The sequence below is a fragment of the Pseudaeromonas paramecii genome (assembly GCF_039540575.1).
Taxonomy (GTDB): Bacteria; Pseudomonadota; Gammaproteobacteria; order Enterobacterales; family Aeromonadaceae; genus Pseudaeromonas; species Pseudaeromonas paramecii.
This window is the reverse complement of record NZ_BAABFC010000022.1, coordinates 1-11,959: the sequence shown is the minus strand read 5'-3', so window position 1 is coordinate 11,959 and position 11,959 is coordinate 1. Positions and strand designations below refer to the sequence as shown.

Genomic DNA, 11,959 nt, shown 5'->3' with positions numbered 1-11,959 from the left:
GCCGCCTCCCACCATCAGGCCTGACGATGTCGGTCAATCACCTTGAGCATGCGATCTAGCGCCTCATCCAGCAAGGCCCGTGGACAACCAAAATTCAGCCGCACGAAGCGCCCGTCACCAAACTGGGCGCCGGGGGAGAGTCCTACGCCGCCGGCCTCAAACGCCTGAATGGGGTTGTCCAGTTCCAGACCGGAGACATCGATCCAGGCCAGGTAGGTGGCCTCGATGCGGGCGATCTTGACGCCGGGCACCCGGCCCAGCTTGGCCATGATGAGATCCCGGTTTTCCCGCAGGTAGCTGAGCTGAGCATCCAGCCAGGGCTGCCCGTCGGCATAGGCGGCTTCGGCGGCCACAAAGCCCAGCAGGTTGTTGTCCGCCATCAGGCCCCGCATGCTCTGTTGCAATGACAGGCGCAGCTTGGGGTTGGGGATGATGGCAAAGGAGCAGCACAGGCCGGCGATGTTGAAGGTCTTGCTGGGGGCCATCAGCACGGCGCTGCGGCTGGCGGCGTCCTCGTTCAGGCTGGCATAGGGGATATGGGCGACGTCATCCAGCAGCAGATCGCAGTGGATCTCATCGGAGCAGACCACCAGATCATGGCGCCGGGCGATGTCGTTGATGCGCAGCAGCTCCTCCCGGGTAAACACGGTACCGCCGGGGTTGTGGGGATTACACAGCAGCAGCAGATCCGCCTGGGGTGCCAGGGCTTCCAGGGCGGTAAAGTCCGGCAGCCAGCGATCATCCACCAGCTGCATTGGCAGGTGGCTCACCCCGCGCTGGTTGTGCTCGGGGGCGTGGAGGAAGGGGTAATACACAGGGCTGGGGGTGATGATCTGCTGCTGGGGGCGACACCAGGCCCGACAGGCAAAGTTAAGGCCGGGCACCACGCCGGGCATGAAGACGAGCCACTCGGGGGCGATGGTCCAGCCGTAGCGTTCGGCCATGCGATCCACGATCAGTTGGATCAGGCGCGGCGAGGGGCGGCTGTAGCCGAAGATGCCGTGGGCCACCCGCGCCTGCAGGGCCTCGATGACGGCCTGGGGGGCGGCAAAGTCGGTATCGGCAACCCACAGGGGCAGCACGTCGCGTTCCTTGTACTTGTCCCACTTCAGGCTCTGGGTACCACGACGATCGATGGGGGTGTCAAAATCAAACATGCATCCGTCTCATGTTGGGCAGTGAAGTGGCCACTTTATGAATAAACAGGGCCCCGGGCAAGGCTGGGCTTGAGTTGTGCCATACGGGGGCGGAAAATGCGCGGGCGTCCCTTTGGAGAAGTGGTATGGCCTGGCAGACGATCTGGCGCAACCGGGATCCCGTGTTGCTTTCCTTCATGTTGGTGACCTTCATCACAGGCGCCGCCGTGGCCCTGATGGTGCCGGTGCTCAGCCTGTTTCTGGCGGACGAGATCGGCGTGCGGCCCCTGCTGGTGGGGCTTTTTTACACCGTCAACGCCGTGGCCGGCATTCTCATCAGCCAGTGGTTGGCCAAGCGCTCGGATCGCAAGGGTAGTCGCAAGCGCCTCATCGTCTACTGCTGTCTGGCCGGTCTGGCCGGCGGCCTGCTGTTTGCGGGTGTTCGCCAGTATTGGCTCTTGATCACCCTGGGAGTATTGCTGCTGAACCTGGCCTCCACCGCCTCGCCGCAGATGTTTGCCCTGGCCCGGGTCTATTGCGACCACCAGGGCAATCGCTCCGTGATGTTCAGCACCCTGATGCGGGCCCAGTTTTCCCTCGCCTGGGTGGTGGGGCCGCCCCTGGCCTTTGCCGTGGTGGCGCAATGGGGCTTCGTCTGGTTATTTGCCGGTGCCGGGCTGACCTATCTGCTGTGTGCCTGGACCGTGCAGCGGCGGTTGCCGGATCTGGGGCCGGCCAGCGGTGCCGCAACGTGTGCCGGGGAGCTGGCCTCCGCCAAGGGGGATGTGCGCTGGTTGTTTGTGGGCTGTCTGCTGGTATGGACCTGCAACAGCATGTACCTCATCAGCATGCCCCTGTATCTCACTCGTCAGCTGGGTTACGACCAGTCCCTGGTGGGCTGGTTGATGGGCATGGCAGCCGGCCTGGAAATCCCCCTGATGCTGATGGCCGGCCATTGGTCGAGTCGCTGGGGCAAGCGGCCCATGATGATGGTGGCGGGGGCGGCCGGGGTGGTGTTTTATGGCCTGCTACCCTGGCTGACTCATCCAGCGGCGCTCATCGGTGTGCAGCTGTTCAATGCCATCCTGATCGGCATAGTGGCAGGGCTCGGCATGTCCTATTTTCAGGATCTGATGCCGGGGCGTCCCGGGGTGGCCACCACCTTGTTTACCAATGCCGTGCGTACCGGCTCCATCGTCGCCGGTGCACTGGCGGGGGTGATTGCCGAAGCCTGGGGGTATCAGGGGGTGTTCTGGCTAGCCATACTGTTAGCCGGCATCTCCTGTCTCTGCTTTCACCGGGTGGCTAACTGCTGAACCCTCGGCCCTGTGGCTCTCCCGCAGGGCCTCCAGCAGCTTCTGGCCGCTGGGGCCCAGCTGGCCCGGGTTGGGCTGCACCAGGTAGGTGTAAAACTTGCGGGTGGCGTGTTCCAGCAGGTTCAGCCGGTGCAGCCGTCCTTGTGCGATCAGCTGTTCGACCAGGTGCAGCGGCACCCAGGCAAAGCCGAGACCCGAGAGCATGATGCCGATGGCCTCATGGAAGTTGTTCACCGTCCAGCGTTGGTCCGACTTGAGCCAGCCGCCCAGCTCCTTGGGCTGCTTGCCGGTGTCGCGGATGACGATCTGCAGGTGGTGGCTCAGCAGATCCAGGTTGAGCTCGGGTTCGCTGGCCAGGGGATGCTGGGGATGACAGACCGGCAGCAGGGTGATCTCGGTCAGCGGCTCACCGATATGCCCTCGCGGCACTGTGCCTGTGATCACCAGATCCGCCGTGCCTTCGCTGATGGCTTCCATGGAACCCGTCAGCACCGTATCCAGCAGTTGCAGCTGGGTGGCGCGGGACTGGGGGTAGTACAGCTGCAGGGCACGATTGAGCAGGGGACGGGGGTGCACCAGCTCCACCGCCAGGGTGAGCTGAGCCTCCCAGCCCTGATGGATGTTATGGGCCAGCAGCTCCAGCTCTTCCATCTGTTGGGTGAGCAGCTTGGCGCGCCGTAAAAAGACCTGCCCCTCCTCGGTGAGAAACGCCTTGCGGCCCCGCACCTCCAGCAGTGCCACCCCCAAGGTCTGCTGCAGCTTGGCCACCGCATGGTTCAGGGCGGACTGGCTCTTGTTGAGCTGCTCCGCCGCCTGGGCATAGCCACCGTATTCCACCACGGCCTGAAAGATACGCCATTGCTCCAGTGTGCTCTTGGGTCTGAACATGGGGGTCGAGGATCCTTCTTCTTCCTATCGCAGTGCCAATGCCTGCCTATGGCCTAAGCCTACACGATATGCACCGTCAGGCTAGGGCTTGTCGTGGTGCCATTGGCTATTTTGACTGAGCGTCCCAACTCTGACCAGTGAGCCCCAGGCTGTGTTGGCCCATCAGATACAGATACAGGGGCATCAGCTCGGCGGGCGTGCGCAGGGTGAGTGGGTCTTCATCGGGCTTGGCCGCGGCGCGCATGGCGGTACGGGTGGCGCCAGGGTTGATGGCATTGACCCGCACGCCCGTGCCGGCCAGTTCATCCGCCAGCACCTGCATCATGCCCTCGGTGGCAAATTTGGAGATGGCATAGCTGCCCCAGCCGGCCCGGCCCCGCTTGCCGACCCCGGAGGAGGTGAGCAGCAGGCTGGCCTGTGGGGCTTGTTGCAGCAGGGGCAGGCAGGTCTGGATCAGCCACAGGTTGGCACTGACATTCACCTGCAGCACCCGCTGCCATTCCTGTTCGTCAAGCTCGGCCAAGGGGCCCAGGGTGCCAAGCACGCCGGCGTTGAGCAGCAGACCATCCAGCCGGGTCAGCGCCAAGGCGGCGATACAGGCCCGGGTCGTGGCTTGACTCGCCGTCGCCAAGTCCAGCACTCCATACCGAGGCAGAAGCGCCCCGCTGGCGCCAATCTCCTCACACAGCTGGCGCAACTTGAGCGGATCGCGGCCCAGCAACACCAGCTGAGCGCCATGGGCGGCAAAGGTGAGGGCGGCGGTGCGGCCGATGCCGGCGGTGGCGCCGGTGATCAGAATGCATTTGCCGGCCAGCAGCGTCGGCGGCGCCTGATAATCCAGCATGGTCTGTCTCCTGATGGCACAAGGGGGCCAGTGTACTCACAAGCCCCAGGGGCTGAACAGACCCAGGGGCAGAGAAAGGTATATAAGTGTTTGTGTTGCAGAGGTTTTGCCAGCTTGAGCAAGTGGCCGTAGAATGGCGCTTTTGTTTTGCCATGGAGTCAGACGTGAGCTTCCTGTTCGAGTACGGGCTGTTTCTAGCCAAGTTATTGACCCTGCTGTTGATCTTCGTGTTGCCCTGCTTGCTGATTGCCGTGGCGGTGGCTAAGCACAAGGGGCAGAAGGGGGCGCTGGAGGTGACGGATCTGAGCCAGAGCCTGACCGAGCACCGCGAGGCCCTGCAAGCCAGCCTGCTGGAAGGGGCGGCCCTCAAACGCTACCGCAAGGAGCTCAAGCTGACCCACAAGCGTCGCGCCAAGGAGCGGGCCGAAGGCACGCGGCCCCGGCTGTTCGTGGTGGATTTCAAGGGCAGCATGGATGCACACGAGGCCGCCAGCCTGCGTGAAGAAGTCACCGCCATCCTGGGGATCGCCAAGCCCGAAGATGAGGTACTGGTGCGTCTTGAGTCTGGCGGCGGCGTGGTGCATGGCTATGGCCTGTGTGCCTCCCAGCTGCAGCGGCTGCGGGAGCGCGGCCTGCGCCTGACGGTGGCCATCGACAAGGTGGCGGCCAGCGGCGGTTACATGATGGCGGTGGTGGCGCAGAAGATACTGGCGGCGCCCTTTGCCATCGTCGGTTCCATCGGCGTGGTGGCGCAACTGCCCAACTTCCACCGGCTGCTGCAAAAACACGACATCGATGTGGAGCTGCACACTGCTGGTCAGTTCAAGCGCACCCTGACCCTGTTTGGCGAGAACAACGATGAGGGCCGGGAGAAGTTCCGGGCCGAGCTGGAGTCCATTCACCAGCAATTCAAGCAGCACATCGCCCGTTATCGTCCCATGCTGGATCTGGCCAAGACCGCCACCGGCGAGCATTGGCTGGCCAATGAGGCCCTGAGCCTGGGCCTGGTGGACGAGCTGCGCACCAGCGACGATTACCTGCTGGAGCAGGCCGAGCAACGCCAGGTGGTGGCGGTGCGTTTTCGGCAGAAAAAGGGCCTGGGGGAGCGGTTTGGCCAGGGGGCCAGCCTGGCGGTCGAGCGCACCTTGCTGCGCTGGTGGCAGGGGTCGCCCTGGAAGGGCTGGTAGGGGGCCGTGAAAAAAATCGGTTGATTCTGGCCAAGGTGCCTTACATCTTAATAATAAGCAGGTGCCTCCGTTGGAGGCATTCAGATTCTTTGGCCCCGTCTCGGGGCCTGTGTGTGTTCTAAAAGGATTCCAGCATTCGTATGGGCAAATCTCTGGTGATTGTTGAGTCGCCGGCCAAGGCCAAGACCATTAACAAGTATCTGGGCAAGGACTTCGTGGTGAAGTCCAGCGTCGGGCATGTGCGTGATTTGCCCACCAGTGGCAGTGCGGCCGCCGACAAGGAAGGCAGCAAACCTGCGGCCCGCCGTGGCAAGACGACCGAGACCGACAAGCAGCGCAAGGAGTACCTGGCGCTGGTCAACCGCATGGGCATAGACCCGGAGCATGGCTGGCAGGCCCGCTATCAGGTGCTGCCGGGCAAGGAGAAGGTGGTCAACGAGCTCAAGAGCCTGGCAGACAAGGCCGACACCATCTATCTGGCAACCGACTTGGACCGCGAGGGGGAAGCCATCGCCTGGCACCTGCGGGAATTGATCGGCGGCGATGAGTCTCGCTTCAAGCGGGTGGTGTTCAACGAAATCACCAAGAGTGCCATTCAGGAGGCCTTCTCCCACCCGGGGGAGCTGAACCTGGATCGGGTTAACGCCCAGCAGTCCCGTCGTTTCCTCGACCGGGTGGTGGGCTACATGGTGTCGCCACTGTTGTGGAAGAAGATTGCCCGGGGTCTGTCCGCCGGCCGGGTGCAGTCGGTGGCGGTGCGGCTCATCGTGGAGAAGGAGCGGGAGATCAAGGCGTTCGTCCCCGAAGAATACTGGGACATCAACGCCGACCTGCTGACGCCGCGCCAGGATCCCTTGCGCATGGAGGTGACCGGCTTCAACGGCAGCGCCTTCGAGCCCAAGACCCAGCAGCAGGCCCAAATTGCCTGCGATGCCCTGCAAGGGGCCCGCTATCGGGTGCTGAGCCGGGAAGACAAGCCCACCGGCAGCAAGCCCTCGGCCCCCTTTATCACCTCCACCCTGCAGCAGGCAGCCAGCACCCGCCTGGGCTTTGGCGTCAAGAAGACCATGATGATGGCCCAACGCCTGTACGAGGCCGGCTACATCACCTACATGCGTACCGACTCCACCAACCTGAGCCAGGAAGCCCTGGACGCGGTGCGCGAGTATATCGGCAAGCAGTTCGGCGCCGAGTATCTGCCGGACGAGGCCCTCCGCTATGGTGCCAAGGCCAATGCCCAGGAGGCGCACGAAGCCATCCGGCCCTCGTCCGTGCGCCTGCTGGCCGACCAGCTGGAAGGCATGGAGTCCGATGCCGTACGCCTGTATGACCTCATCTGGCGGCAGTTTGTCGCCTGTCAGATGACCCCGGCCCAGTACGACGCCACCGTCCTGACGGTGGAGGCTGCCGGATACCAGCTCAAGGCCAAGGGCCGCATCCTGCGCTTTGCCGGCTGGACCAAGGTGTTGCCGCCCATGGGACGCAAGGGGGAGGACATCCAGCTGCCTCAGGTGGCCCAGGGCGATGAGCTGAGCCTGCAGCAGCTTGACCCGCGGCAGCACTTCACCAAGCCGCCGGCACGGTTCACCGAAGCCGCTCTGGTCAAGGAGCTGGAGAAGCGGGGCATCGGCCGGCCCTCCACCTACGCCGCCATCATCTCCACCATCCAGGAGCGCGGTTACGTCAAGGTGGAGAACCGCCGCTTTTACGCCGAGAAGATGGGGGAGATCGTCACCGAGCGGCTGGTGGAGAGCTTCGAGGAGCTGATGAGCTACGACTTCACCGCCCAGATGGAAACCAACCTGGACGCCATTGCCCAGGGGCAGCGTGACTGGAAGGCCCAGCTGGACAGCTTCTACGCCGAGTTCCGCGATACGTTGCACCAGGCCGAACAGGAAGCCCAGTCCGGCGGCATGCGTGGCAACCAGATGATCCTCACCGACATCGATTGCCCCGACTGCGGTCGCAAGATGGGCATTCGTACCGCCACCACAGGGGTGTTCCTGGGCTGCTCCGGCTATGCCTTGCCCCCCAAGGAGCGCTGCAAGAAGACCATCAACCTGGTGCCGGGTGACGAGTTTATCGCCGCCGACAGCGAAGAGGGGGAAGTGGATGCCCTGCGGGCCATGCGTCGTTGCCCCAAGTGTGGCACCGCCATGGACTCCTATGTGGTGGACGAGACCCGCAAGCTGCACGTCTGTGGCAATAACCCCGACTGCGATGGCTACGAGCTGGAGCTGGGGCAGTTCCGTCTCAAGGGCTATGAGGGCCCGGTGATCGACTGCGATCGCTGTGGTGCCCAGATGCAGCTGCGTAACGGCCGCTTCGGCAAGTACATGGCCTGTACCAACGAGACCTGCAAGAACACCCGCAAGATCTTGAAAAACGGTGAGGTGGCGCCGCCCAAGGAAGATCCTGTGCCCTTGCCCGAGCTCAAGTGCAGCCAATCCGATGCCCACTTCGTGCTGCGTGACGGGGCGGCCGGCCTGTTCCTGGCCGCCAGCACCTTCCCCAAATCCCGCGAGACCCGGGCTCCTCTGGTGGCCGAGCTGCAGCGTTTTGCCGACCGGCTGGCGCCCAAGCATCGCTACCTGGCCGATGCGCCGGCCCAGGATCCGGAGGGTAACCCGGCCATAGTGCGTTTTAGCCGCAAGACCAAGGAGCAGTACGTGATGACCGAGGTGAACGGCAAGGCCACCGGCTGGAGTGCGCACTACCATGACGGGGATTGGGTGGTGACCCTGGGCAAGGGCAAATAGTCCCAACCCGGTTACTTTCGCCCATAGGCGGCCATGATGGCCGCCTTTTTCTTGCCCCTTGCGGTTGGAGCCTGGCGGGTGATGGGGGCTAGTTTGTTGATTTGCTGAGCAAACAGATGTGGTTAGCCAAAAAAGGGTTTGTGCTGCGCCGGCAACTACGTATAATGCGCCCGTCCTCGAGCAGAGGAACGGTGCGGGAATAGCTCAGTTGGTAGAGCACGACCTTGCCAAGGTCGGGGTCGCGAGTTCGAGTCTCGTTTCCCGCTCCAAATTCTCATAGGCGCGTTAACAAAGCGGTTATGTAGCGGATTGCAAATCCGCCTAGTCCGGTTCGACTCCGGAACGCGCCTCCATCTCCTTGTCTGTTTTTCTCCCTATCCTGTTTGTCGCTCTCACTGCTACAGTAGCCGCTGGCTTGCTGCAGGAGACCCCTATGCCTTATGTCGTCGCCCAGTTTGTTGGCCTGTTGCTGGTGGCCTGGCCCTGGTCAGGACAGTGGCCGACGCCCCTGGCGCTATTGGGCTGGTTGCCGAGCCTGGGCTTGGCGCTGTGGAGCCTGTGGTGTAATCCACCGGGAAACTTTCGTATACGCCCCGTGCCGCACCCCAAGGGTCGCCTGGTCTGCACCGGGCCCTATCGTTATATCCGGCATCCCATGTATGCCTCCTTGTTGTTGTTTGCCCTGGGCTGTGTGCTGGGTTACCTGAGCCTGGCCAGTATCCTGGCGGCGGTTTTACTGTGGGTTGTGCTCTGGGCCAAGGCCCGACGGGAGGAGCAGCAGTTGCTGCGGCAGTTTTCGGCCTACCGGGATTATCGCGTCAGGACCGGCTTTTTCTTGCCGTCAGGCTGCGGGCGCTCGGCCAGGGACCGTTGAATCTGACAGGGGGATGGTATACAAAGTGGACAGGGTCAGGTCGCAGGAGGAAGCCATGAGTCGATACACGCCCATCCGGTTATTCCGCCGGCGGGTCAGTGCCCTGCTGTTGGGGATACTGCTGTTTCCGCTGGTGGTCTGGGTGCCTCGCTGGCACAGACGCTGCTACAGCTACCTGCATCGCCTGTGGCTCAAGACCAGTGACGAGCCCGTGTGGCTGACCCGCAATCGGCATCTGGAAGATCGTGGATTATAACAAGGCGCCTGTGAGCGCCTTGTTGCATCTGGGTGGTTACAGGCACTTGGCCGGTTTGGGCAGGCCGGCCAGCAGGGTAGCCTGTTTGGCCGGCCCCTTGGGGAATAACCGGAACAGATAGCGGCTGTTGCCCTTCTCGGGGCCGAACTTCAGCTCCATGGCCTTCACCAGGGCCCGCACGGCGGGGGAGGTCTTGTACTCCTGGTAGAAGTCCCGCACGAAACGGATCACCTCCCAGTGGGCCTCGGTGAGCACTATGCCCTCCTGCTCGGCCAGGGCGCAGGCCACCGCCTCGCTCCAATCATCCAGATGGCTCAGGTAGCCATGGTTGTCGGTGGCGATCTCGCGCCCGTCAATGATCAGCATAGGGTACCTCGTCTTGCAAAGGCGGCGAGTTTAGCACTCGCCTGCCACCGGCTCCACCGGCTAGGGAGTCTCCTTCTGGTGCCCCATCAGCCAGCTTAGGCGCAGCAACTCGTTGGCCACCTCGGCGATGAGCCCCATCTCCTGGGCCAACAGACGCTCCGCCGGGGTCAGTGCGCTGTCATCCTGCGGGGCGGGCAGATGGATGAGCTCTCCTTGTTGCCCCTGAGCTGCGCAGCGCAACACCCGCTCGATCTCGTCCCCCAGCTGCAGCCAGGGATTGTCCGGTGGCAGTTGCAACCGTTGCCGATGGGCACCCAGGGTGGAGACATAGGAGATGAGGGCATGGCTGCGCTGGGTGAGGGCCACACTCAGGCGCAGCAGGCGGCGGCCTGGTTTAGGCTCCACCAGTATCTGTTGCCAGGCCTGGGCCAGGGCGCAGTCGGCCTGGTGCGCCCGCCGGCGGGCGATGCGGTAGGCCAGGGCATCGTGTTCTCCGGCCAGGGTATGGCGCACCTGGGTGAAGTAATGGGCGGTACTGCCCAGGGACGCCGCCAGTAGTGCCGGCAGACGGCGAAAACTCCAGTCCGGCCAGATGAAGGTCACGGCCAGGTAGGAGAGCAGGCCTCCCAGCAGGGTGTCGATGAGACGCGGCAGGAGTATGGTGCTGCCTTCTACTCCCAGCAGGCCGAAGGCGGTGACGGCATACAGGGTGATGAAGGTGACGGCGGCGCTGTAGTTGCTGCGCAGCTGGGCAAAGAACAGCACGGCGGCGATCCCCATGATGAGCAGTTGGCCATGGGGGCCCGGCGCCAACCAGAGCAGCCCTAGACCCAGCACCAGTCCCAGCAGGGTGCCGAGAATACGCTCCACCAGCCGGGTACGGGTGGCGGTGTAGCTGGACTGACAGACAAACAGGCAGGTCAGCAGCACCCAGAAGCCCTGATGGATGGGAAAGAGCAGCAACAGACCGTAGGCGCTCACCAGACAGACCCCCATGCGGATGGCATGGCGGAACAGGGGGGAGTCGGGGGTGAAGTGACCTGGCAGGCCCCGCAGATCCGGCTGGCTTTCCCGTGGCAACTGGGGAGGGGTCGGTTCGGTGAAGGGCGCATCCATCTGGCCGCTGATCCGCCCCGCCTCCATCAGCAACTCCCCAATGCTGGTGAGATTCTGATGCAAGAAACTCAGGGAGTTGTGCAGCGGATCCTGTTGCTGATGCTGCTGGCGGTGCAGTTGCAGCTGATCCGCCAGCGCCTGCAGTGCCCAGCGCGGCGAGCGGGTCAGCGTAAAGGACCTGTGCATCAGGATGGCAAAGCCCAACTGACGACAGGCCTGGCCCAGTTGCTCCAGGGTTTCGGCAAAGCCATCCAGGATGGCGGCATTGGCCATCTCCTGCTCCAGGCGTTCGTAGAGGTAGTGGCTGGAGGTGATCTTCTCGTGGATCTCCTGCGCCAGCAGGTAGAGCTGCAACAGGCGGCTCAGATGTGGAGGCACCCTGTTACCCAGGCGGCGCTGCAACATGATCTTCACCTGATTGAGACTGGTGACCGAGCCTATGTTCACCACAGAGAGCTGATGGCGCAGCTGGGGAAAATTGGCGACCGGTTGGCTGAACAAACCCGATTTAGTCTCGAAATAGCGGCCCAGGGCGAAGTAGACCTGGGAGAGCTGCTCGTGCAAGGACTTGTACGGATGAAAGTGCAGCCAGATCACCGACACCAGGCCATACCACATGGCACCCAGGCACAACCAGAGGGGCAGATACCAGGGGGTTGGCGCCTGGGAGGCACCCAGCATGGCGTAGATGGCCACCAGCAGGGAGCCAAAGCTGATGGCGGCATAGCGTGGCCCGAGGGCCCCCAGCATGATGAAACCCACGGTGGAGGTAAACAGCCCCAAGGCAAAGGCGGGCGGGTAGGGGTAGAGGTACTGCACCGAGAAGGTCGCAATCAGAAAACAGCCCAGGGTCATCAGCAGGTTCTTGATGCGACCGCTCAAGGAGTCATCGGGTTCGGCGATGGCCCCGGCCACCACCCCCAGGGAGAGAATGACCGACTCGTGGGTCATGCCCAGCAGCCAGCCAGGCAACAGCACGCCCACCATGGTGACGGCAATCTTGAGGGCAAAGAACAGGTGCGAATCGGTCAGCAGACGACGCGGTTGAAGCATGGACATGGGCGACACTCGCTAGTGCGGTCTTAGGGGATAAAACCATACTGAACAACAGGATATAGCATGCTATCGCGCGATACAGCCCTTGGCTAGCTGTGATCTCTCTGTAGGTTGTTCACTCGGGGCATTCCCGGAGAATTGGAGGCGCCAACCAAACCAAT

Annotated in this window: 10 protein-coding genes and 2 tRNA genes; 7 read left to right on the top strand and 5 right to left on the bottom strand. The window is 63.1% G+C overall.

Annotated elements, in window-relative coordinates; genetic code table 11:
* Positions 1-14 precede the first annotated feature (14 nt).
* Positions 15-1,157, bottom strand: coding sequence for a MalY/PatB family protein (locus ABD847_RS14315; protein WP_345014217.1), 1,143 nt, complete (start codon positions 1,155-1,157; stop codon positions 15-17).
* 125 nt (positions 1,158-1,282) lie between these two features.
* Between ABD847_RS14315 and ABD847_RS14310 the strand changes: the two genes are divergently transcribed.
* Positions 1,283-2,452 carry a sugar efflux transporter gene (locus ABD847_RS14310; protein WP_345014215.1) on the top strand — a complete coding sequence of 390 codons (1,170 nt, stop codon included), beginning with the start codon at positions 1,283-1,285 and terminating at the stop codon, positions 2,450-2,452.
* On the opposite strand, the gene ABD847_RS14305 is transcribed toward ABD847_RS14310, so the two are convergent.
* Positions 2,405-3,340, bottom strand: a complete 936-nt coding sequence (locus ABD847_RS14305; RefSeq protein WP_345014213.1) for a LysR family transcriptional regulator — start codon at positions 3,338-3,340, stop codon at positions 2,405-2,407. The two genes, ABD847_RS14310 and ABD847_RS14305, sit on opposite strands and share 48 nt — an antisense overlap.
* 106 nt (positions 3,341-3,446) lie before the next feature.
* Positions 3,447-4,184 (bottom strand): YciK family oxidoreductase, encoded by a 738-nt coding sequence (locus ABD847_RS14300; RefSeq protein WP_345014211.1) that lies wholly within the window; start codon positions 4,182-4,184, stop codon positions 3,447-3,449.
* A gap of 164 nt (positions 4,185-4,348) precedes the next feature.
* Here ABD847_RS14300 and sohB point away from each other — a divergent pair, with 164 nt between their 5' ends.
* From sohB to ABD847_RS14270, 6 genes are all read left to right on the top strand, one after another.
* Positions 4,349-5,371: a protease SohB gene (sohB, locus tag ABD847_RS14295; RefSeq protein WP_345014209.1), complete on the top strand. Its 1,023-nt coding sequence runs from the start codon at positions 4,349-4,351 to the stop codon at positions 5,369-5,371.
* Between the two features lie 140 nt (positions 5,372-5,511).
* Positions 5,512-8,130 carry a type I DNA topoisomerase gene (gene topA, locus ABD847_RS14290; RefSeq protein ID WP_345014207.1) on the top strand — a complete coding sequence of 873 codons (2,619 nt, stop codon included), beginning with the start codon at positions 5,512-5,514 and terminating at the stop codon, positions 8,128-8,130.
* 193 nt (positions 8,131-8,323) lie between these two features.
* A tRNA-Gly gene (locus ABD847_RS14285) sits at positions 8,324-8,399 on the top strand.
* Positions 8,400-8,409: 10 nt separating this feature from the next.
* Positions 8,410-8,483: transfer RNA gene (locus ABD847_RS14280), tRNA-Cys, on the top strand.
* Positions 8,484-8,563: 80 nt separating this feature from the next.
* Positions 8,564-9,004: a methyltransferase family protein gene (locus tag ABD847_RS14275; RefSeq protein ID WP_345014205.1), complete on the top strand. Its 441-nt coding sequence runs from the start codon at positions 8,564-8,566 to the stop codon at positions 9,002-9,004.
* A gap of 55 nt (positions 9,005-9,059) precedes the next feature.
* Positions 9,060-9,260, top strand: a complete 201-nt coding sequence (locus ABD847_RS14270; RefSeq protein ID WP_345014203.1) for a DUF2517 family protein — start codon at positions 9,060-9,062, stop codon at positions 9,258-9,260.
* 36 nt (positions 9,261-9,296) lie between these two features.
* Here ABD847_RS14270 and ABD847_RS14265 read toward each other — a convergent pair whose 3' ends face one another.
* Together ABD847_RS14265 and yccS are read right to left on the bottom strand one after the other, a co-directional pair.
* The gene (locus tag ABD847_RS14265) at positions 9,297-9,626 is read right to left on the bottom strand and encodes a TusE/DsrC/DsvC family sulfur relay protein (protein WP_345014202.1); all 330 of its coding nucleotides are present in this window, start codon (positions 9,624-9,626) and stop codon (positions 9,297-9,299) included.
* Between the two features lie 60 nt (positions 9,627-9,686).
* On the bottom strand, positions 9,687-11,801 hold the full coding sequence (yccS, locus tag ABD847_RS14260) for a YccS family putative transporter (RefSeq protein WP_345014201.1): 2,115 nt from the start codon (positions 11,799-11,801) through the stop codon (positions 9,687-9,689).
* Positions 11,802-11,959 lie beyond the last annotated feature (158 nt).